The sequence below is a fragment of the Streptomyces toyocaensis genome, assembly GCF_000725125.1.
Taxonomy (GTDB): domain Bacteria; phylum Actinomycetota; class Actinomycetes; order Streptomycetales; family Streptomycetaceae; genus Streptomyces; species Streptomyces toyocaensis.
The window spans coordinates 94,086-114,956 of record NZ_JFCB01000025.1 but is presented as its reverse complement, the minus strand read 5'-3'; the positions used below and the strand labels follow the sequence as shown (position 1 = coordinate 114,956).

General features: G+C 72.9%; 17 protein-coding genes. 9 read left to right on the top strand and 8 right to left on the bottom strand.

Going from position 1 to position 20,871, the window contains the following annotated elements; all coding sequences use genetic code 11:
• The coding region (locus BU52_RS24075; protein ID WP_037937907.1) for a DEAD/DEAH box helicase at positions 1-1,903 on the bottom strand (1,903 nt) is incomplete at its 3' end.
• 479 nt (positions 1,904-2,382) lie between these two features.
• On the opposite strand from BU52_RS24075, the gene BU52_RS24065 reads away from it, so the two are divergent.
• Positions 2,383-3,138 (top strand): ferritin-like domain-containing protein, encoded by a 756-nt coding sequence (locus BU52_RS24065; protein ID WP_107061251.1) that lies wholly within the window; start codon positions 2,383-2,385, stop codon positions 3,136-3,138.
• Positions 3,139-3,194: 56 nt separating this feature from the next.
• On the opposite strand, the gene BU52_RS24060 is transcribed toward BU52_RS24065, so the two are convergent.
• From BU52_RS24060 to BU52_RS24045, 4 genes are all read right to left on the bottom strand, one after another.
• The gene (locus BU52_RS24060) at positions 3,195-3,464 is read right to left on the bottom strand and encodes a hypothetical protein (RefSeq protein WP_037937878.1); all 270 of its coding nucleotides are present in this window, start codon (positions 3,462-3,464) and stop codon (positions 3,195-3,197) included.
• 203 nt (positions 3,465-3,667) lie between these two features.
• Entirely contained in the window at positions 3,668-3,895 is a 228-nt protein-coding gene (locus BU52_RS24055; RefSeq protein WP_019522837.1) for a DUF3107 domain-containing protein, read from the bottom strand.
• Positions 3,896-4,048: 153 nt separating this feature from the next.
• A complete protein-coding gene (locus BU52_RS24050) occupies positions 4,049-4,693 on the bottom strand; it encodes a TetR/AcrR family transcriptional regulator (RefSeq protein WP_037937905.1) in 645 nt (214 codons plus the stop codon).
• 198 nt (positions 4,694-4,891) lie between these two features.
• A complete protein-coding gene (locus BU52_RS24045) occupies positions 4,892-5,119 on the bottom strand; it encodes a hypothetical protein (RefSeq protein WP_037937876.1) in 228 nt (75 codons plus the stop codon).
• A gap of 198 nt (positions 5,120-5,317) precedes the next feature.
• Between BU52_RS24045 and BU52_RS24040 the strand changes: the two genes are divergently transcribed.
• The 7 genes from BU52_RS24040 to moeZ all read left to right on the top strand — a co-directional run bounded on the left by BU52_RS24040 (position 5,318) and on the right by moeZ (position 14,130).
• Entirely contained in the window at positions 5,318-6,373 is a 1,056-nt protein-coding gene (locus BU52_RS24040) for an alpha/beta fold hydrolase (protein ID WP_037937874.1), read from the top strand.
• A gap of 8 nt (positions 6,374-6,381) precedes the next feature.
• A complete protein-coding gene (locus BU52_RS24035; protein WP_037937873.1) occupies positions 6,382-7,911 on the top strand; it encodes a DUF3152 domain-containing protein in 1,530 nt (509 codons plus the stop codon).
• A gap of 200 nt (positions 7,912-8,111) precedes the next feature.
• Positions 8,112-9,767 (top strand): DUF3492 domain-containing protein, encoded by a 1,656-nt coding sequence (locus BU52_RS24030; protein ID WP_037937872.1) that lies wholly within the window; start codon positions 8,112-8,114, stop codon positions 9,765-9,767.
• A complete protein-coding gene (locus tag BU52_RS24025; protein ID WP_037937870.1) occupies positions 9,764-10,876 on the top strand; it encodes a hypothetical protein in 1,113 nt (370 codons plus the stop codon). The genes BU52_RS24030 and BU52_RS24025 overlap by 4 nt, the downstream gene beginning before the upstream one ends.
• 207 nt (positions 10,877-11,083) lie before the next feature.
• Positions 11,084-12,154: an NAD-dependent epimerase/dehydratase gene (locus BU52_RS24020; protein WP_037937868.1), complete on the top strand. Its 1,071-nt coding sequence runs from the start codon at positions 11,084-11,086 to the stop codon at positions 12,152-12,154.
• Positions 12,142-12,888 carry a spherulation-specific family 4 protein gene (locus tag BU52_RS24015; protein WP_037937866.1) on the top strand — a complete coding sequence of 249 codons (747 nt, stop codon included), beginning with the start codon at positions 12,142-12,144 and terminating at the stop codon, positions 12,886-12,888. Before BU52_RS24020 ends, BU52_RS24015 begins: the two co-directional genes overlap by 13 nt.
• A gap of 63 nt (positions 12,889-12,951) precedes the next feature.
• Positions 12,952-14,130 carry an adenylyltransferase/sulfurtransferase MoeZ gene (moeZ, locus tag BU52_RS24010; protein ID WP_037937864.1) on the top strand — a complete coding sequence of 393 codons (1,179 nt, stop codon included), beginning with the start codon at positions 12,952-12,954 and terminating at the stop codon, positions 14,128-14,130.
• Positions 14,131-14,195: 65 nt separating this feature from the next.
• Here moeZ and BU52_RS24005 read toward each other — a convergent pair whose 3' ends face one another.
• The 3 genes from BU52_RS24005 to BU52_RS23995 all read right to left on the bottom strand — a co-directional run bounded on the left by BU52_RS24005 (position 14,196) and on the right by BU52_RS23995 (position 20,193).
• Complete coding sequence (locus BU52_RS24005; RefSeq protein ID WP_037937863.1) at positions 14,196-15,704, bottom strand: alpha/beta hydrolase; 1,509 nt, start codon at positions 15,702-15,704, stop codon at positions 14,196-14,198.
• A gap of 135 nt (positions 15,705-15,839) precedes the next feature.
• Positions 15,840-17,393 carry an alpha/beta hydrolase gene (locus tag BU52_RS24000; protein ID WP_037937862.1) on the bottom strand — a complete coding sequence of 518 codons (1,554 nt, stop codon included), beginning with the start codon at positions 17,391-17,393 and terminating at the stop codon, positions 15,840-15,842.
• A gap of 85 nt (positions 17,394-17,478) precedes the next feature.
• The gene (locus tag BU52_RS23995) at positions 17,479-20,193 is read right to left on the bottom strand and encodes a lysylphosphatidylglycerol synthase transmembrane domain-containing protein (protein ID WP_037937860.1); all 2,715 of its coding nucleotides are present in this window, start codon (positions 20,191-20,193) and stop codon (positions 17,479-17,481) included.
• A gap of 186 nt (positions 20,194-20,379) precedes the next feature.
• Here BU52_RS23995 and BU52_RS23990 point away from each other — a divergent pair, with 186 nt between their 5' ends.
• Entirely contained in the window at positions 20,380-20,766 is a 387-nt protein-coding gene (locus BU52_RS23990) for an MGMT family protein (protein WP_037937857.1), read from the top strand.
• Positions 20,767-20,871 lie beyond the last annotated feature (105 nt).

Genomic DNA, 20,871 nt, shown 5'->3' with positions numbered 1-20,871 from the left:
GGCGCGGCGCGGCCTCGGCCGTGTCGAGGGCCTCCGTGGTGGCGGCGGTCTTGCGCGTCCTGCGCGGCTTGGTCTCGACCGCCTCGGCCGTGTCGACCGCGGTCTCCGCCTTCGCGGCGGTCTTCCGCGCGCGGCGGGGCTTGGCCTCGGTGGTCTCGGCCGGCTCGGCGGCGACGGCCGGGGTCTCGGCCTCGGCGGCGGCCTTGCGGGTGCGGCGGCGCGGCTCCGTGACCGGGGCGGCCTCGGGTTCCGTGACGACGGGGGCCGCCACGGCCACCGCGGTCTCCTCGGCCGGCGACGGGGTGACGGCGGCCGCCGTGTCCACCGCTGCCGACTCCGCGGACCTGCGGGTGCGACGGCGGCGCGGCTTCGCGGACGCTTCGGCGGCGTCCGCCGTGCCCTCGGCCGTGTCGACGGCGGACTCCGCCGCCTCGGCGGGCTCGGCCGCGGTCACCGCGGCCGACGGCGCCCCCGCGGGGACTCCGCCGCGCATGCGGCGACGTCGGCGCGGGGTGCGCGCGGCCGTACCGGCCTCCGCCTCGCCGGCGCCTTCGGCGGCCGGGCTCGCGGGCTGCTGCGCCGCCTCGTCCAGCGGCGTACCGCCACGCGTGCGACGGCGGCGCCGCGGCGTACGGGTCGAGGTCTCCCGCTCCTCGGGACGGTCGTTACCACGCCCGCCCCGGCCACCGCGCCCGCGCGGCCCACGGCCGCCCGGCTCGCCCAGGTCCTCGAGCTCCTCCGCGTCCAGCCCGGCCCGCGTGCGCTCCGCGCGCGGCAGGATGCCCTTGGTGCCCTCGGGGATGCCCAGGTCCGTGAACAGGTGCGGGGAGGTGGAGTACGTCTCCTGCGGGTCGCCGAGGCCGAGGTCGAGCGCCTTGTTGATCAGCTGCCAGCGCGGGATGTCGTCCCAGTCGACCAGCGTGATCGCCGTACCCTTCGCGCCCGCGCGGCCGGTGCGGCCGATGCGGTGCAGATACGTCTTCTCGTCCTCGGGGGTCTGGTAGTTGATGACGTGGGTCACGCCCTCGACGTCGATGCCGCGGGCGGCGACGTCGGTGCAGACGAGGACGTCGACCTTGCCGTTGCGGAACGCGCGCAGGGCCTGCTCGCGGGCGCCCTGGCCCAGGTCGCCGTGGACCGCGCCGGAGGCGAAGCCGCGCTGCTTGAGCTGGTCGGCGAGGTCGGCGGCGGTGCGCTTGGTGCGGCAGAAGACCATGACCAGCCCCCGGCCGTCGGCCTGCAGCATCCGCGCGACCATCTCGGGCTTGTCCATGTTGTGGGCGCGGTAGACGAACTGCGTGGTGTTCGCGACCGTCGCGCCCTCGTCGTCCGGAGCCGTGGCGCGGATGTGCGTCGGCTGCGACATGTAGCGACGGGCGAGACCGATCACGGCGCCCGGCATGGTGGCCGAGAACAGCATGGTCTGGCGCTTGGCCGGGAGGAAGTTGATGATCTTCTCGACGTCGGGCAGGAAGCCCAGGTCGAGCATCTCGTCGGCCTCGTCGAGCACGAGGGCCCTGACGTGCTTCAGGTTCAGCTTCTTCTGCCCGGCGAGGTCGAGCAGCCGGCCCGGGGTGCCGACGACCACGTCGACGCCCTTCTTCAGCGCCTCGACCTGGGGCTCGTAGGCACGGCCGCCGTAGATGGCGGTGACACGCACGTTGCGCACCTTGCCGGCGGTCAGCAGGTCGTTGGTGACCTGCGTGCACAGCTCGCGCGTGGGGACGACCACCAGTGCCTGCGGGGCGTCGGTGAGGTCCTCGGGCCTGGCGCGGCCGGCTTCCACGTCCGCGGGGACGGTGACGCGCTCGAGGAGCGGAAGGCCGAAGCCGAGCGTCTTGCCGGTGCCGGTCTTGGCCTGGCCGATGACGTCCGTGCCCGACAGGGCCACGGGGAGCGTCATCTCCTGGATGGGGAAGGGGGTGATGATGCCGACGGCTTCCAGGGCCTCGGCGGTCTCGGGGAGGATCCCGAGCTCTCGGAACGTCGTAGTCAGGGTGCTGCCTCTTCTGTGTGCGCGGTGCGAGGCGAGCGCGGGGGTCGTGTAGGGACCGTGCCGGGGACGTCGGCTGCCATACGGGCGGGGCCGTAGGACACGGGACCACTGCCGACGCTCGAGCGTTCGTACCGCTGAGGTGTCCCTCCGGGTTCCGCACGCACTGGGGCGTACGGTCGAGAGGGCTGTCGGGTCGGAGCCGATCGGGCCACCGACCGGGCATCCTCATACATACGGCCTGTCGAGTACGTCAGAGTGCTCAGCAGGCGCATTACCACCATACCCCGGATCCGCGCACACGCCATGGCCGATTTGGTCACGTAGTCGTCGTCACACTGAATCACCGGGGACTTCCGGTGCCGGACAAGCGGGCTATTGTGCGCTTCATGACGAGCTCTGACAAGCCTGACAACGCCGCGGACACCCCCGAGAACAGTGCCGGGCACACCGGCGTCGCCGCCATGGACTGGGCGGCCGCCTCCGCCGACCCCCAGTACCGTGCCGCCGTCGTGGACCTGCTCGGCGCGCTCGCGTACGGGGAGCTGGCGGCGTTCGAGCGGCTCGCGGAGGACGCCAAGCTGGCGCCCACGCTGGCGGACAAGGCCGAGCTGGCGAAGATGGCCTCGGCCGAGTTCCACCACTTCGAGCGGCTGCGTGACCGGCTCGCCGAGATCGGCGAGGAACCGACGCTCGCGATGGAGCCCTTCGTCGCCGCCTACGACGGTTTCCACAAGCAGACGGCGCCCTCCGACTGGCTGGAGGGCCTGGTCAAGGCCTACGTCGGCGACTCCATCGCCAGCGACTTCTACCGGGAGGTCGCGGCCCGTCTGGACTCCGACAGCCGGGCGCTGGTGCTGGCCGTACTCGACGACACCGGGCACGGCGGCTTCGCCGTGGAGAAGGTGCGTGCCGCGATCGACGCGGACCCGCGCGTGGGCGGACGGCTCGCGCTGTGGGCGCGGCGGCTCATGGGGGAGGCCCTGTCGCAGTCCCAGCGGGTGGTCGCCGACCGTGACGCGCTGTCGACGATGCTCGTGGGAGGCGTCGCGGACGGGTTCGACCTCGCCGAGGTCGGCAGGATGTTCTCCCGGATCACCGAAGCCCACACCAAGCGGATGGCGGCCCTGGGGCTCGCGGCCTGACGGGCGGCCCGGGCCGCCCGGTCCGGTTCACCCGCGGCGCCACCACCGGCGGCCGGTCATGCGGTCGCCGATCGGCGGCGCAGTCTTCCCGCGGGGCGCAGCAGCAGCGACAGCGAGGCCACGGACACGATCACCGCGCCCAGCAGGAGCGTCAGCAGGTTGCCCGCGTCCAGCGCGGTGTTCATGACGAAGGCGCCGAACAGCGCCCCGGCCACACCGGTCGCCAGCACCAGGGCGCGGGCGGGGAGACGATGCGGCAGGCGGTGGTACGCCGCCCACGCCAGAGCCAGGCCGAGGATGGCGGAGCTGAGCGTTTCCAAGAGCATGTCGGGGTCCCTCCCACATGGCCGGCCTGCTCACATCGGTCGTAGCCCGTCTTACCCCTGACCTGCGGAATCCAATCCTCCTGAGGGGCGGAGCCGTGCTCCGTCCGTGCCGGGCGCAGGCGGACGGGGACAAGGGCGCGGGAACGCGGGAGGGCCCGGCGGTGTGGAAACCGCCGGGCCCTCCTGTGACGTCCGGTCGCCGTCTACAGCGCGCCGAAGCCCACCTTGCGCGGGGCCGGCTCGCCGATCTCGACGTACGCGAGACGGTCGGCCGGGACCAGGATCTTGCGGCCGTGCTCGTCCACGAGGCTCAGCAGCTGCGACTTCCCGGCCAGCGCTTCGGCCACCACGCGCTCGACCTCCTCGGCGCTCTGACCGCTCTCCAGAACGATCTCGCGGGGCGCGTGCTGCACGCCGATCTTGACCTCCACGGCTATGTCCCTCCGACGGTCAGTGAAGTGCGCGACGTTCCGCGCCGTACCAGCACACATTAGCCCGGTGAGGGGACGTACACGTCGCGCCCTGCAACGCCAGGAGCGAACAGCCGGCGGGAACGAACGGCCGCCGGTGTCCGCCCCGCGGGCTCAGGGGTGCTGCTCGTTGCCGTGCAGCGGGAATCCGGCGATGCCCCGCCAGGCCAGCGAGGTCAGCAACTGCACCGCCTGGTCACGCGGCACGCTGCGGTCGCTGTGCAGCCAGGACCGCGCCACCACCTGCGCGAGGCCGCCGAGCCCCGAGGCGAGCAGCATCGACTCCGCGCGCGACAGCCCGGTGTCCTCGGCGATGACGTCGCAGATCGCCTCCGCGCAGTCGTTGGTCACCTTGTCGACGCGCTCGCGCACGGCGGGCTCGTTCGTCAGGTCCGACTCGAAGACCAGGCGGAACGCGCCGCCGTCGTCCTCGACGTACGCGAAGTAGGCGTCCATGGTCGCCCGGACACGCTGCTTGTTGTCCGTCGTCGACGCCAGTGCGTGGCGCACCGACTGGATCAGGGCCTCGCAGTGCTGGTCCAGCAGTGCGAGATAGAGATCCAGCTTGCCCGGGAAGTGCTGGTACAGCACCGGCTTGCTGACGCCGGCGCGTTCGGCGATGTCGTCCATCGCGGCCGCGTGGTAACCCTGCGCGACGAAGACTTCCTGCGCGGCGCCCAGCAACTGGTTCCGTCGGGCACGGCGCGGCAGGCGTGTACCCCTCGGGCGTACCGCGTCTGTCTGCTCGATGGCTGTCACGCCGCCTCCCATTGTCGTCCATGTGCGGTGTGAGCCGCGCCGCCATCGTACTTTTCGGTAACCGTGGTGTGCGCGGTGAGAGCGCAGAATTTCACGGACCGGACGGCGGCGAAAGCGGTACGGAAGGTTTCAAAAGCTGTCAGAGCGGGCAAGAAAGCGCCCCCTCCCCTGGTGACGGTGCCCTGGCCGGCGCACTCCTCACCGGTAGTCGTCCTCGTCGAGGGAGACGACCCGGGCCTGTTCCGCCAGGTCGGCCTCGTTGGCACGGTCGGGATCGACGCCGGTCATCGGGTCGTCGCCCTCCGGCCGCACCTCCGCCTGCTGCTCCGCCGCGTCGACCACGGGCGCCTCGACGTCGTACTCCTGGCCCTCTCGAACGTCCTCGTCCTCCGTGAACGTCTCCGGGTCGGTCGGGTCTACGGCCATGGCTGGGCTCCCTTCTACGAACGTCCCTGACGGATGCAGGGGCCACATGCGGGTGCCCTCTGAACGAGCCTAGGAGACACCCGATCCGGACGCTATGCGATCCACGGCCGGGATGTGACGGGGTGGGCGTCGCGCGGGGGAGCCCTCTGTGATGCCGGACACATGAACCGCCACGTGATCGTCTCGTAACATTGCCGCATGTCGTCGACCGAGCTGCCGTCCGTGCCGCCCGCGAACGTGCTTCCCGAAGTGGCGGCCGTCCGGGTCGCCGAGGGCGAGCGCCTCAGGTCGGTGCACCTGCCCGGCGTCACGCTCTCCGTACGGTCGAGGCCGCCCGCGCGGGAGGGACTGCCGCCCGCTCTCCACATCCACGGACTCGGCGGTTCCTCACTGAACTGGTCGGCGCTCATGCCGCTGCTGCACGACGTCGTCGACAGCGAGGCCGTGGACCTGCCGGGCTTCGGGGACTCCCCGCCGCCGGACGACGGCGACTACTCCCTCTCCGCGCACGCCCGCGCGGTGATCCGCTACCTCGACGCCTCCGGCCGGGGCCCCGTGCACCTCTTCGGGAACTCGCTCGGCGGCGCCGTCGCCACCCGTGTCGCCGCCGTACGCCCCGACCTCGTGCGCACCCTCACCCTCGTGTCACCGGCCCTGCCGGAACTGCGGGTGCAGCGCACCGCCGTCCCCACGGGGTTGCTCGCGGTGCCCGGGATCGCTCTGCTGTTCACCCGCATCACCCGGGGGTGGACGGCGGAACAGCGGGTCCGCGGCGTGCTGAACCTCTGTTACGGGGACCCCGCGCGGGTGTCGCACGAGGGGTTCCGCAACGCCGTGCAGGAGATGGAGCGGCGGTTGCGGCTGCCCTACTTCTGGGACGCGATGGCCCGCTCCGCGCGAGGGCTCGTCAACGCCTACACCCTGGGTGGCCGGCACGGACTGTGGCGCCAGGCCGAGCGGGTGCTCGCGCCGACCCTGCTCGTCTACGGCGGCCGGGACCAGCTCGTCGGCTTCCGCATGGTGCAGCGGTCGGCGCGCGCCTTCCGGGACTCCCGGCTGGTGACCATTCCGGAGGCAGGTCACGTGGCGATGATGGAGTATCCCGAGACCGTGGCCCTCGCCTTCCGTGAACTCCTCATGGATACAACGGATTCGGCCGATGAGGGGGATACTGGGGATCCGGGCGCGCAGGGCGCTCCGGGTTCCCCCGCCGGCACCGGTGGCGGAGCCACCGCCGAGAACTCGAGGGGCTGAGGCGCGACGTGGGACGCCACAGCCGCCGTGGACCCGCCCCCAGGGGCGGCATCGCGGACACCGCCGCGGCAGCGAACGTTCCGGACGGCCGCGAGGCCGGCGGGGGCGACCGGGGGGACACCCACCCGGGCCCGCACCGCGGGCCCGCGGCTCAGCCGGCCCATGCCCCGGCCCCTCAGCCGCAGGAGCGTCCACCCGCGGGCGGGGGCCGGGGGTACGGAAGCCCGTACGCGGCCCCGCCCGGGACTCCGGCGCACGGTGTCCCACGACTGCCGGACGGATGGCTCCCGGAGGGCACCCCGGCGCACGGTGTTCCCCGCTTCGCCGACGGGACTCCGGCGCACGGTGTTCCCCGGGCCCGTGGCGGGCACCCGGAGCAGCGGGAGCCCGGGGGTGGCTGGGGAACGGTGAACGGCCGGACGACGACCGGAGCCGGGTACGGGGGCATGCCTCCGGCCGGGCCGGGGCCGTCACCCGGGCCCGGCGTGCCCCTCCCGCGACAGCGGCAGGCACCTCCCGCGGGACCGCGGGAGGACTACCTCGACGCCTTCGCCGACGACGTCGACCTCTTCACCCCGCGCACGCCCGCCGCAGGACCGCGCCCGCCGGCGTCCGGGCGCCCCGTCGACCCCGGCACCGCCGTCACCGACTGGAACAGCGCTCCGGTCGCCGGCATCCCCGCGGACGCCGGCGAGGACGGCGAGCCGCCGGCCGGGGAGCCCGCGCAGGGCAGGGGAGGCAGGGGGCGCGCCTTCACCGGCATCGCGGCCGCCGCCGTCACCACGGTGCTGGCCGTCGTGGTGGCCGGGCAGGTCGCCGACGAACGCGACGCCGCCGGAGTACAGGCGCACTCCGCGGGTGAGCAGGCGCGCGACGCACGGGATCCCGCCTCGCGCGGTGACGACCGGGAGACGCCCGCCGTGCCGTCCGCCGAGCCGCTGACGTACCAGCAGAAGATGGACAGGAAGTACCCGTTGAGCGCGACCCGCGCGGGCACGGGGACGTTCGAGGCGATTCCCGGCATCGCCAAGGCGCCCGGCAAGGGGGACAAGGTCACCTATCGCGTCGACGTGGAGCAGGGACTCGGCCTCGACGGGGAGCTCTTCGCCGAGGCCGTGCACCGGACGCTCAACGACGACCGCAGCTGGGCGCACAACGGCGCCCGCACCTTCGAGCGCCTCCACTCCGGCCGGGCCGACTTCGTGATCACCCTCGCCAGCCCCGCGACGACCGCGGACTGGTGCGCCAAGTCCGGCCTGGACACCACCGAGGACAACGTCTCCTGCGACTCCGCGGCCACGGAGCGCGTGATGATCAACGCGTACCGGTGGGCGCAGGGTTCACAGACGTACGGCGAGGAGATCCACGCCTACCGCCAGATGCTGATCAACCACGAGATCGGCCACCGGCTGGGCTACAACCACGTCACCTGTGACAAGGACGGCGACCTGGCACCGGTGATGCAGCAGCAGACCAAGTTCCTCGAGCACGACGGAATCCGCTGCCGCCCGAATCCCTGGGCCTACCCCAACAGCTGATCATCGACTGATCGCACACGGAGCGCCTGGCTGTAGCGCCCCGAAACGCGCCCCGCGCGGGAAAGTTACTCCCGTTCACCCCTTCTGGTGGCGCGACGGACAACCGTCCGTCGCGCCACCACCTGTTCCGCATACGTTCGTCCCGCTGCGAGCCGCCGGGGCAACGGCGGCTCCCCACACGGGAGATCGGGGGTGCACACGTGCGCATCGGACTGCTGACGGAGGGTGGCTATCCGTACGTGAGCGGTGAGGGCGGGCTCTGGTGCGACCGCCTGGTGCGCGGACTCGACCGCCACGAGTTCGACGTCTACGCGTTCAGCAGCGGCGAGGCCCAGGAGGACGCCGGCTGGGTCCCGCTGCCGCCCCAGGTCAGCAGGGTGCGCACCGCGCCGCTGTGGACGGCCGAGGACGACGGGGTGGTGTACGGCCGCCGCGCACGCCGGCACTTCGCGGAGCACTACGCCGAACTGGCCGCCGTCCTCTGCGCGTCGGCGGACTCCGCCGCCGCTGAGGCGGACCGTTTCGCCACCGCGCTCCGGGGCCTCGCCGAACTCGCCCGCGAGGAAGGCGGCCTGGTGGCCGCGCTCCGCTCCGAGACGGCCGTACGCGCCCTGGAGCGCGCCTGTCGTGCGCCCGGCGCCCGGCGCACGGCGCGTGAGGCCCGTGTCCCGGACCTGCTGGAGGTCACCGCGCACGTGGAGCGCGCCCTGCGCCCGCTCTCGCTCGACTGGTACGAGGAGGACGGGCTGGGCGCGGTGGACCTGTGCCACGCCGCCGCCGGGGGAGTGGCGGCCCTTCCGGGCCTGCTCGCCCACCACTTCTTCGGCGTCCCCCTCCTCGTCACCGAGTACGGGGTGCGCCTGCGGACGCACTACCTCACCCGCCCGGACTCCCCGCCCCCGGTCCGCTCCCTGCTCGCCGCCTTCCACCGCGGGCTCACCGCCGAGACCTACCGCCGGGCCGCGTTCCTCACGCCGGGCAACGCACACGCCCGCCACTGGCAGGAACGCTGCGGCGCCGACCCGGCGAAGCTGCGCACGGTGTACCCGGGCATGGACGCCGCGCCCTTCGCCGAGGTGGGGGAGTCCCCGGAGAGCGCGGACCCGCACACCCTCGTCTGGGCCGGCCGGGTGGAGCCCGCCAAGGACCTGGTCTCGCTGCTGCACGCCTTCGCGCAGATCCGCACGCGGGAGCCGAAGGCCCGTCTGCGGATCATCGGGGGCCCCACGGGCCCCGAGGGCGCCGCGTACCTCGGCCACTGCCGGGCGCTGGCCGCCCACCTCTTCCCGGACGAGGCGGACGGCCCGCACGCCGTCGGCGACAACCCCGTGTCCTTCGAGGAACTGGGCGGCCCCGGCCTGGAAACCCCCGCCCACGCCTACGCCGGCGGGGCCGTGACAGTCCTGTCCAGTGTCGTCGAGGGATTCCCCACGGGGCTTATCGAGGCGATGTTCTGCGCACGCGCCACCGTCTCCACGGACGTCGGCGCGGTCGTGGAGGCCATCGGCGGCACCGGTCTCGTCGTACCACCGCGCAACCCGCGGGCGCTCGCCGAGGCGTGCGTCTCCCTGCTGCGCGACCCCGAGCGCCGTACACGCCTCGGTGCCGCCGCCCGCGCCCGCGCGCTCGAGTTGTTCACCGTCGACCAGAACGTCTCGGCCTTCCACCGCATCTACCTGGAGATCGTCGCGCGGACCCCGGTCCGCCGTCCCGTCCTCGACGGCACCGGCGACCCCCTGCCCTTCGCCGCCCCCGCCGAGGCCCACGTCCCCGGCCACTGGACCGACCCCACCCCCCGCGCCGTCCCCACGTGGGCCCTGGAGACGCCGGTACCCGCAACGGAGACAGTCCGATGACCGACCTGGGCGAACTGAAGCGCGGCACTCCCGGTGCGGCCGACCCCGTCAAGGCACTCCTGCACCGCCACCACGACCTGTGCCGGCGGGCCGTGGACCCGTTGGAGATCGCGGCGGGACTGGAGGCCCACGGCATCACCGACCGGACCGCCGCCCGCTTCCGCCACCGCGACGTCTTCTCCCTGGCGGAGGAGCTCTACGCCCGGGCCCCCCGCGACACCGACCCCGTGCCACCCACGACGCCGCGCGCGGAGACCACCCGGGGGTTCGCCCGGTTCCTCCTCCCCCTCCTCCCGGGCGCCCTGTGCGCGGGGACGGTGATCGCCCTGCGCCAGACCCACGGCGAGACGCGCCTCTACGCGGCGGCCACCGGCATCCTCGCCGTCACTCTCGCCGTCCGCGCGGTACTCCGCCGGGGTCCGCTGAGCACTCCCGGCCGCACGCCGGCCACGACGTCCTGGACGTGCTGGCTGATCGGCTACGCCCTCCTGGGCGACGGCCTGCTGGACGCGGCTGTCACCGGCGGCCCCGACGGCCTGCCCGACGGTTCGACGGGGGGCCACTGGCCGCTCGCCACCGCCCCGGCCCTGGCCCTCACCCTCGCCTGCGCACCGGCCGCCTGGACCACCCACCTCTTCACCACCCACGCCCGCCGCCGGCTCGGGTCGAGCCGTGGCCTGGAGGACTTCTCCGCGTCGGTGCGCCCCGTGCTGCTGGGCACGTTCGTCGTGTTCCTGGGCACACTGGCGGCCCTGCTCGCGGCGGCGTCCGGGCTCCTCGCCGAGCCGCTCGCGTTCTCCGGGACGCTCGCCCTGGGCGCCCTGCTCTTCCTGGCCCGCCTCCTGACGGTCCACGGCTTCAGCCACGCGCCGAAAGTGATCCTCACGATCACCGCCCTCGCCCAGGCAGCCGCCCTGACGACGGTCCTCGCCGCCCGCATCCCCGGCTGCGCCGCACTGTCCGCACCGGTGGAGACCCTGACCACCACCTGGAGCCCCGCGGCCGTCCCCACCCTCACCTGCGGTGCGGCGGCCCTGATCCTCCTGATCCACGCCTCCCGCACACTGTCCCGCGCCTCGGCGCACGTGGCCCCGGAGCAACCCCGGTGAGCCGCGGAAACGCTGACGCGGGCCGGGTCACCGTCGGGTGCCCGGCACGGGTGCGGCCCGAGGGAAGTGGCCCGGCCCGGCGCGGCGGCCCGCGGGACCGGCCGCGCCGCAGGCATACGCCCCCGCCAACTCCGACCCGACACCTCCCGAAGGAGAACCCCACATGATCCCCCGCCCAGCAGCTCCGCGCAGCGAAGGAGCCGCCCGATGAGAGTCCTGCTGATCGGCGCCAACGGCTACATCGGCCGCTTCGTGGCCGACCGCCTCCTCGCCGACCCCGCCGTGCAGCTCACCGCCCTCGGCCGAGGCGACGACGCCGACGTCCGCTTCGACCTCGCCACCGGCAGCCCCGGCGCTCTCACCCGCTTCCTCGACGCCGTCCACCCCGGCGTAGTGATCAACTGCGCCGGTGCGACACGGGGCGGCGCCCGCGATCTCACCCGTCACAACACCGTCGCCGTCGCCACCGTCTGCGAGGCCCTCCGCCGCAGCGGCTGCGGCGCACGGCTCGTGCAGATCGGCTGCGCCTCCGAGTACGGCCCCAGCCAGCACGGCTCCTCCACGGCGGAGGACGCCGTCCCCCGCCCCGGCGGCCCGTACGGCGTCAGCAAGCTCGCCGCCACCGAACTCGTCCTCGGCTCCGGCCTGGACGCCGTCGTCCTGCGGGTCTTCTCACCCGTGGGCCCCGGAACCCCCGCCGGCTCCCCCCTGGGCCGCCTCGCCGAGGCCATGCGCCGCGCCATGCAGTCCGGCGACGCCGAGCTGAGGCTCGGCGGCCTCGGCGCGCAGCGGGACTTCATCGACGTCCGCGACGTAGCCCGCGCCGTCCACGCCGCCTCGCTCTCCGCCGCACAGGGTGTCATCAACATCGGCTCGGGCCGGGCCGTCCGCCTGCGCGACGCCGCCGGGGTCCTCGCCCGGGTCGCCGGCTACGGCGGCGCCCTCAACGAGCTCGACACCCCACCCGGCCTGCACCACCCCCCTGCCCACCTCACCCACACCTCGCACACGCTCCCGCACCCCCCGCACCTGCGGCCCTCCATCGGCCACCCCCGCCCCGACCCCGATCACACCCCGGCCACCGCGACCGCAACCGCAACCGCAACCGGAGCCGCCGGTCCCGGCACCGGCCCGTCCGCCTTCCCCTACCCCGACGGCTGCGGCACCTGGCAGCAGGCAGACGTACGCACCGCCCGGGACCGCCTCGGCTGGCGTCCCCGCATCAACCTCGAGGAGTCCCTGGCCGACATCTGGATGGAGGCGGCATGTCGTATCTGACCAGCACCAGACCGGGCCCACCGAGCACGGACGTCCGCACCGGCATCGGCATCCCCGGCTTCGCGCACCCTCTCCTCGCCCCCACCGAGTGGAACCGACTCACCCACCCGGGTGCGCCTCTGCACTGGGTGGCGCTCAATGTGGCCGACGGCCCCGGAGTGCAGCCCGACCCGCACTGCCTGGAAGCGGCCGGCCGCCTGCGCAACGCCGGTGTCCGCGTCCTCGGTCACCTGGACACCGCCTTCGGCCTGCGCACTTTCGGTGAGGTGATCTCGGATGCACACCGCTTCCTCGACTGGTACCAGGTCGACGGATTCCTCCTGGACCGCTGCCCCGCCGACCGCGCCGCGCTCCCCGAGGTGCGGCGCACCGTGGCCACGCTCCGGGTGATCCACGACGACGCCCACATCGTCCTCGGCCACGGCACCCACCCGTGTCCCGAGTACGCCGAGCACGGCGACCAGCTGGTCACCTTCTCCGGCGCGTGGACCGACTACCGCTGGTCGCAGGTGGCGGAATGGACCGCCGACCACGCGCCCGAACGGTTCTGCCACTTCGTGCACGGGGTGCCCCGGCCGCACCTGGACGAGGCCCTCCGCGTCGCGCGCTGGCAGGGTGCGGCGACGATCTACTTCACCGATCACACGCCCGCGCACCACACCGACCCCTGGGAGCCCCTGCCCGGCTACTGGGACGACATCGTCTCGCGGATCGGGACGGGTGTCTCGGAATGAAAAAGCCCATGGCAGTGTTGAGCCGAGAACAACCGTAGTGATTGACCGACCAACGGAGTCCCCGTGTCGCTGCCACCCCTGGTCGAGCCGGCCCCCGAGCTCACCGTAGACGAGGTCCGCAGGTACTCCCGCCACCTGATCATCCCCGATGTGGGGATGGACGGGCAGAAGCGGCTGAAGAACGCCAAGGTGCTCTTTGTGGGCGCCGGCGGCCTGGGTTCCCCGGGGCTGATGTACATGGCCGCGGCGGGCGTGGGCACGCTCGGCATCGTGGAGTTCGACGAGGTCGACGAGTCGAACCTGCAGCGCCAGATCATCCACAGCCAGTCCGACATCGGCCGCCCCAAGGCCGAGTCCGCGCGAGACACGATCAAGGGCATCAACCCGTACGTGAACGTGGTCCTCCACGAGGAGCGGCTCGAGGCCGACAACGTGATGGACCTCTTCAGCCAGTACGACCTGATCGTCGACGGCACGGACAACTTCGCGACCCGCTACCTGGTCAACGACGCCTGCGTGCTGCTGAACAAGCCGTACGTGTGGGGTTCGATCTACCGCTTCGACGGCCAGGCGTCCGTCTTCTGGTCCGAGCACGGCCCCTGCTACCGCTGCCTCTACCCGGAGCCCCCGCCCCCGGGCATGGTTCCCTCCTGCGCCGAGGGCGGCGTCCTCGGCGTGCTGTGCGCGTCCATCGGCTCCATCCAGGCCAACGAGGCCATCAAGCTGCTCGCCGGCATCGGTGAGCCCCTCGTCGGACGCCTGATGATCTACGACGCCCTGGAGATGCAGTACCGCCAGGTCAAGGTCCGCAAGGACCCCGACTGCGCGATCTGCGGCGAGAACCCGACCGTCACCGAGCTCATCGACTACGAGGCCTTCTGCGGCGTCGTGTCCGAGGAGGCCCAGGCGGCGGCCGCCGACTCCACGATCACTCCCAAGCAGCTCAAGGAGTGGATCGACGACGGCGAGAGCATCGAGCTCATCGACGTCCGCGAGCCGAACGAGTTCGAGATCGTCTCCATCCCGGGCGCCCGCCTGATCCCGAAGAACGAGTTCCTCATGGGCAACGCCCTGGAGAGCCTGCCGCAGGACAAGAAGATCGTCCTGAACTGCAAGACGGGTGTCCGCAGCGCGGAGGTCCTCGCGGTCCTCAAGTCCGCGGGCTTCGCCGACGCCGTGCACGTGGGCGGCGGCGTGATCGGCTGGGTCAACCAGATCGAGCCGGAGAAGCCGGTCTACTGACCGGCGCCGGTCCGGGCCGACGCGGGGGCTCCGTGCACCACGAGTGCGCGGAGCCCCCGCCGTCGTCATGAACAGACCTTGCCGTCCTCCGGGACCGTGCCGTCGAGCAGGTAGGCGTTCACCGTGGAGTCGACGCAGTCGCTGCCACTGCCGTACGCGCCGTGTCCCTCGCCCTTCCAGGTGAGCACCACCCCGACGTCCTCGCCCAGCTCGTCCGCCATCCGCCTGGCGCCCTCGTAGGGCGTGGCCGGGTCGCCGGTGTTGCCCACGACCAGGACCGGTGCCGCGCCGGGCGCGCTCACCTCCGGGGTGTCGACCTGACCGGGAACCGGCCAGTCGTGACACCAGCCGGCCGTGTCCCAGCCGAGGAAGGATCCGAACACGGGCGAGATCTCCTCGAACTCGGGGAGTTCCTTCCTCGTCTCCTCGATCGTCGGCCGCTGCTTGTCGTCCAGGCACGATATGACCCGCTGGGAGTGGGTCGTGGTGCCGTACCGCCCCGAGGCGTCCCGCTCGTTGTAGCCGTCGGCCAGGGCCAGCAGCTCCGAGCCGTCCCCCTCCTCGGCGGCCTGCAGCGCGCTGGTCAGCGCCGGCCAGCTGGACTTGCTGTACAGGGGCAGGACGATGCCGATCAGCGCCAGCGACTGCGTCAGCTCACGTCCGGAGGAGGACGTCGGCAGGGGCTCGGCGTCGATCCGCTCCAGCAATCGCGCGATGTCCCGAGTTCCCTCCTCGGGATCCCGGCCGGTGGACCTCAGATAGTTGTTGAGGGCCGTCTGGAAGCCGCGTGCCTGGTTCTTCGCGTGGCCGACGGTGTCGGCCGTGGGGTCGACCACCGCGTCGAGCGTCATCCGGCCGACCTTCTCCGGGAACAGGTGGGCGTAGACGCCGCCGAGTTCGGTGCCGTAGGAGATGCCGAAGTAGTTCAGCTTGTCGTCGCCGAGGACCTGCCGGATGCGGTCCATGTCGCGCGCGGTGTCGGTGGTCGAGACATGGGCCATCAGCTTCCCGGCGGCCTTCCGGCAGCCCTTGCCGAAGTCGGCGGCGTCCCGCAGGAACGCCTGCTCCTCGTCCGCCGTGTCCGGGGTGCCGTCCACCGACGCCTCGGCGGCCTGGATGCTCTCGTCGTCGCGGCAGCGGACGCCCTCGCTGGCGGCCACTCCACGCGGATCCCAGCTGACCAGGTCGTACCGCTCGCGCAGCTCGGACACCGTGGCCGCGTAGGACGGCATCATGGAGACGCCCGAACCGCCGGGGCCGCCGAAGTTGAACAGCAGGGAGCCGAGGCGGTCGTCTCCCGTGGCCCTGGCCCGGATGAGCGCCAGCCCGATCGTCGAGCCCTTCGGCTTCGACCAGTCAAGGGGCACGCGGAGTGTGGCGCACTGCCAGTCGTCGCCCGGTGCGGGGGCGTCCCCGGAGGCCTTGCACTCCCCCCAGTCGAGCGCTGTGCCGCCGCCCTTGCCGTCGTCGCCCTTGTCCCCGGAGCCGCCGTCCGGCGACCCGGCGCCGCTGCAGCCCGCCGTCAGAAGCGCGGCGGCGACCGTCAGGGCCGTCCACCGTGTGAAACGGGTCATGTGCCGATCCCCCCTCGCTGGCCGTCCGCGCTGTGCCACGGACGGCGGTCAGGCCATGGTAGGCAGTTTCTCCGCCCGCCGGGCCTGCCTGTGGACAATGCCGTGACCTGCCGGTTTCCCCGTCCCGCCGACCGCTCAGGAGCAGACGGTGCCGGCCGCCGGCACCGTGCCGTCCAGCAGATAGCTGTGCACCGCGTCCCGTACGCACCTGTTCTTGCTGCCGTAGGCGCCGTGCCCCTGCCCCCGGTACGTCAGCTCCACGCCGACCCCGTCACCGAGGGCCTGCGCCATCCTGCGCGCCCCCGCGTACGGGGTCGCAGGATCGCCGGTGTTGCCGATCACCAGGATCGGGGCCGCGCCGGGGGCGCTCACGTCCGGATGGTCGGCGGCCCCGGGCACCGCCCAGCCGGCGCAGCTGATCATTCCCCACGCCATGTAGTCGCCGAACAGCTCGGACGCGGCCCTGAACGCGGGAAGCCGGCGTTCCACGTCCTCGGGGTTGTAGCGGGGTCTGTCGTCGGCGCAGTTGACGGAGATGTTGGCGGCGACGAGGTTGCTGTACTCGCCGTTCTCGCCGCGCCCGTTCATCGCGTCGGACAGCAGCATCAGAATCGTTCCGTCACCGTCGTACGCCTGCTCGAGGCCGTCGGTGAGGATGGCCCAGAACTGCCGGGAGTACAGGGCCTGCACGATCCCACCGGTCGCCGCGGTCTGCGTCAGCCGCCGCGGGAACACCCCCGGGAGGGGTCTGCCGTCGAGGTCCCTCAGCAGTGCGGCGATGCGGTCCTTCACGTCCTGCGCGCTGTCGCCGACGGGGCACTCCCCGGTCCGGGAGACGCAGTCCCGGGCGTAGTTGTCGAGCGCGAGCTGGAATCCCCGTGCCTGTCCGAGCGAGCGCTCCTGAGGGGTCTGCGTGGGGTCGACGACCGCGTCGAAGACCGCGCGGCCGACCTTCTCCGGGAACAGGTGGGCGTAGACGCCGCCGAGTTCCGTGCCGTAGGAGACACCGAAGTAGTGCAGCGTGTCGTCACCGAGGACCTGACGCATCAGGTCCAGGTCGCGGGCCGCGTCCGTGGTGCGCACGTGCGGCAGCATCCGGCCGGAGTTCTCCTCGCAGTCCGCGTTGAAGTCCTGGGTGCTCTCCAGCAGTTCCGTGCGCTCGGCCGTGTCGTCCGGGGTGGCGTCCTGCTGGAGGTACGCGTCGAGCTCCCGGGCGTCCTGGCAGATCACGGGTGTACTGCGGCCGACCCCGCGGGGATCGAAGCTCACCAGGTCGTATCGGGTCCGCAGCGTCGCGTACTGCTCGCCGAACGCGGGCAGTGCGGTGACGCCGGAGCCGCCGGGGCCACCGAAGTTGAAGATCAGGGAGCCGATGCGCTCGCTCGACGGGCCGCTGGACCCGGCCCGGATCAGCGCGAGGCCGATGGTGTCGCCCCGGGGGTCGTCCCAGTCCAGCGGCGCCTTCATGGTGGCGCAGCTCCACGTGCCCCGGCCGCCCGGCAGCGGGGACGGGGGCGCGCCTCCGCCCTGGGCCTCGGACGGGGCCGGACAGTCCTTCCAGTCGAGCTCCTGCCGGGTCAGGTCCCGGTCCTCCGTGTCCGGGCCGCAGCCCGCCAGCAGCGCGGGCAGCAGCACGGCACAGGCGGTCAGGGCGGCGGCACGCGGGCGCGGGCGGAAGGGGCGGGGCATGCTCCCATCGTGGGCTTGCCCGGGGCGGGACGCGCGGGGCGCGGGCCGTACGAGGTAGGGGCCCCGCGCCCACGGAGCTGCCCGTCTACAGGGCCGCCTTGCGCGTGAGGTGGTTGAAGGCGAGCCACCCGGGCAGCACCGGCAGCCACAGCGTCAGCAGCCGGAAGAGGAGCACCGCCGGCGCGGCGACCTCCTTGGGAAGCCCGACGGCGATCAGGCCGACCGTCAGGGTCGCCTCGACCGCGCCCACACCGCCGGGTGTCGGCGCCGCCGATCCCAGCGCGTTGCCGGCCAGGAAGACGACGGCGACGCTGGCGATGCTGACCGATGTCGTCTCGTCGCCGAACGCCCGGATCGAGGCGTCCAGGCACATCACGAAGCAGGCCGTCAGCAGCAACATGCCGCCGATGCCGGTGACCAGCTTCTGGGGGCGCTGCAAAACGTCGAGCATGCGCGGCACGACGCCCGCGAAGAGCGACCGCACGCGCGTGACGACGAACTTCCGCAGGAAGGGCACCGAGGTCACCACGAGCACCAGCACCGCCACCGTCAGCAGGCCGCCGATGACCGTGCGGGACGGCGAGAGGGAGGGCGTCTTCTCGGTACCGGTCAGATAGCCGAACGCCAGCAGCATCAGGATGTGGCAGCCGAGCCCGAAGAGCTGCGACGCGCCGACGCTCGCCACCGCGAGCCCGGGGCGCACCCCCGCGCGCTGGAGGAAGCGCGTGTTCAGGGCGACACCGCCCACCGCCGCCGGCGCGACGATCTTCACGAACGACCCGGCGACCTGCGCCGCCACGGTGCGCAGGAAGGGCACCCGCTCGGGCACGAACCCGAGCAGGGCCATCGCCGCGGCGACATAACTGGCCGCCGAGAACAGCACCGCCGCGGCCACCCAGCCCCACTCCGCGTTCGCGATGAGCGGGCCGAACTCGATGTGGGTGAGCTGCGTGAGGAGGAAGTACGCGCCGATCGCGCCGGCGATGAGGCTGATCAGCGTCCGCGGGCGCACCCGCTCCAGGCGGGCCGGCTCGACCGGGGCCTGCGGCCTGATCCGCAGCACCTCGTGACGGATCTGGGTGAGCAGGTCCTCCTCGCGCGCCTCCTCCAGGGCCTCGTCGATGGCCCGCTTCTCGGCCCGCTGCTCCGCGCGTACGGCCTTCTTGCCGGTCTTCTCGTGCTTGCCGGTCTTCCCGAGCGGCACGCGGGTGTCGTCGGCGTCGTGCTCCGCGCGGGCGGGCCTCGCGTTCCGGGACGCCTCGAGGACCGCCTCGCGCTCGCGCTCCGCACGCTCCCGGGCCAGCTTGCGCAGCGTGCCGCGCGTGGAGCGGCTCAGCGCGATCGGCTGGAGCATCGGCAGGCAGTCCGCGACGGCGTCGGGTCCGAGGACGCTCAGCGCGGAGGCCACCGCGCGTTCGGCGCCCACCCTGAGGCCCAGCGTCACCAGCAGCTGCGAGACGTCCATGCGCAGCAGCAGATCGCCCGCGGCGATCTCGCCCCCGCGCAGATCGGTGAGGATCACCGTGCCTGAACGGTCCACCAGGACGGCGTCTCCCACCAGCCTGCGGTGCGCGATGCGGCGGGACTGCAGGGCCCGTACCTGGTGCCAGGTGTCACGCAGCAGTTCGTCGGTGATCTCCTCGTCCTGCAGCGAGTCGAGGGTGCGCCCGCCGGTGTGCTCGTAGACGAGCATCACCGCGTCGGGACCGAGCTCGGAGGTCGCGATCAGCTTGGGCGCGTTGGCGCCGGCCCCGATGGCGGCGTACGCCAGCAGCGCCTCCTGTTCCAGCGCCTGGCGCAGGGACTGCAGACTGCTGCGGGTGGCGAAGCCGCGCAGGGCCAGATTGCGCCACGCGCGGTAGAAGAACCCCTGTGCCTGCTGCTCGCGGTCGACCACCGTGACGTCCAGCGGGGGACCGTCCTCCAGGGTGACGAAGTACCGGCGCCCGCGGTCGCCGGTCTCGGGGGTCTCCGGCGCCTCGTCGCGGGAGGCGGTCACGGGGCGGAAGCCGACGGTGCGCAGGCCCGCCATCAGGGTGCGTCCGGTGGGGCGCACGTTGGGCGACCCCACCGCGTAGAGGGTGCCGTAGGCGACGGTCCAGCCGATCAGCACCGTGAGGATGATCGAGAACGGTGTCGTGTACCCGGTGACCAGCATCGAGAAGGCGTCGAGGAGCAGTACGACCCACAGCACCGCGCGCCACCGGGGCCTGCGGGACATGCCGACGGCAGTCATGTACGCGATGACCGGGGCCAGATAGCCGTGCACCGGATCGGTGAGGGCGTGGATGTCACCGGGGGACGGCTGGGTGAGCGCGTCCTGGATCGAGTCCGGAGCGGCACGTGCCACCCACAGGTCGGTGGCGAGTGTCACACCGTGTGCGAGGACGGCGGCGAGCACACCGTCGGCGATCCGCAGTCCGTCCCGTTTGATCAGTCGCTCGATGGCGAAGGCGACCGGAACCAGGAGGATCGCGATGCTGGAGGCGAGGCCCGCGATCTTGATGAGCAGGTCGGGCGCCTGCCCGGTGCCCTTGTTGATGTCCTGTTCCAGCCCCGAGGTGGTCCCGTGGGCGAACGCGGCGATCGCCAGCAGCAGCACGACGGCGAGGACGCCACCCAGGAGCCGCATGAGATCGGACGGGCGGTGCACCCGCGCGGGGAGGAGGGGCTCGTCGCCCTCCACCTCGTCGATGTGCGCCGTCTCGGCCCGCGTGGAGTGGCGGTCCCCGGTGTCCGGGCGCGACGATGCGCCAGGGGTGCCCTCCGTGTCCTCGGGGTGCGCACCCTGCTGCTTCATCGTCTCTTCTCGATCTCGTATCACCGGTCACCGCCCGCACGATGGTGGCATGCCGTTCCGGCACAAGGGGGCATCAGGGTCGAAAAGCGGGCCGGCACAGTCTGCCCGAGGCGCTGCTCCGGGGCGAGCCGTCCGCAGGCGGGCGAGCGCCTCGCGTTGTCGGTGGGGTGGGGCAGGATGGGACGGATGAGCCAGGAGAGCCTTCCGTCCGGCAGCCCCCCGGAGCACCCGGACGCCCTGCCCGAATACGCCGAGCGGGTCCTCGAGGTGGCCGAGCTGATCCCGCCGGGACGTGTCATGACGTACGGGGACGTGGCCGAGTGGCTGGGGGAGGGCGGCCCCCGGCAGGTCGGCCGCGTGATGGCCCTGTACGGCGGAGCCGTCCCGTGGTGGCGCGTCGTCCGCGCGGACGGTGTGCTGCTGCCCGGCCACGAATTGAGAGCCCTCGGCCACTACCGCGCGGAGGGCACGCCGCTGAAGGAGGCGAGCCGGGCCGCGGAGGGCCACCTGCCGCGCCTCGACATCGGAGGTGCGCGGTGGGACGGCGGCGGGCACACCGAGGGTCACACCTGACAGCTTCCGCCATCGCGCGCGTCGCCGTGTGACAGGTGACCCCTCGGGGTGAAAGAGGGCACATCCGTGCCATGACGTACGTTCGTGAGGCAAGGGGCATGTGCG

Excerpts from the sequence above, each read along its gene's own strand:
- BU52_RS24065 (WP_107061251.1), top strand. The coding sequence starts at position 2,383 with ATGACGAGCTCTGACAAGCCTGACAACGCCGCGGACACCCCCGAGAAC.
- BU52_RS24060 (WP_037937878.1), bottom strand. The coding sequence starts at position 3,464 with ATGCTCTTGGAAACGCTCAGCTCCGCCATCCTCGGCCTGGCTCTGGCG.
- BU52_RS24045 (WP_037937876.1), bottom strand. The coding sequence starts at position 5,119 with ATGGCCGTAGACCCGACCGACCCGGAGACGTTCACGGAGGACGAGGAC.
- BU52_RS24040 (WP_037937874.1), top strand. The coding sequence starts at position 5,318 with ATGTCGTCGACCGAGCTGCCGTCCGTGCCGCCCGCGAACGTGCTTCCC.
- BU52_RS24025 (WP_037937870.1), top strand. The coding sequence starts at position 9,764 with ATGACCGACCTGGGCGAACTGAAGCGCGGCACTCCCGGTGCGGCCGAC.
- BU52_RS24020 (WP_037937868.1), top strand. The coding sequence starts at position 11,084 with ATGAGAGTCCTGCTGATCGGCGCCAACGGCTACATCGGCCGCTTCGTG.
- BU52_RS24015 (WP_037937866.1), top strand. The coding sequence starts at position 12,142 with ATGTCGTATCTGACCAGCACCAGACCGGGCCCACCGAGCACGGACGTC.
- BU52_RS24005 (WP_037937863.1), bottom strand. The coding sequence starts at position 15,704 with ATGACCCGTTTCACACGGTGGACGGCCCTGACGGTCGCCGCCGCGCTT.
- BU52_RS24000 (WP_037937862.1), bottom strand. The coding sequence starts at position 17,393 with ATGCCCCGCCCCTTCCGCCCGCGCCCGCGTGCCGCCGCCCTGACCGCC.
- BU52_RS23995 (WP_037937860.1), bottom strand. The coding sequence starts at position 20,193 with ATGAAGCAGCAGGGTGCGCACCCCGAGGACACGGAGGGCACCCCTGGC.
- BU52_RS23990 (WP_037937857.1), top strand. The coding sequence starts at position 20,380 with ATGAGCCAGGAGAGCCTTCCGTCCGGCAGCCCCCCGGAGCACCCGGAC.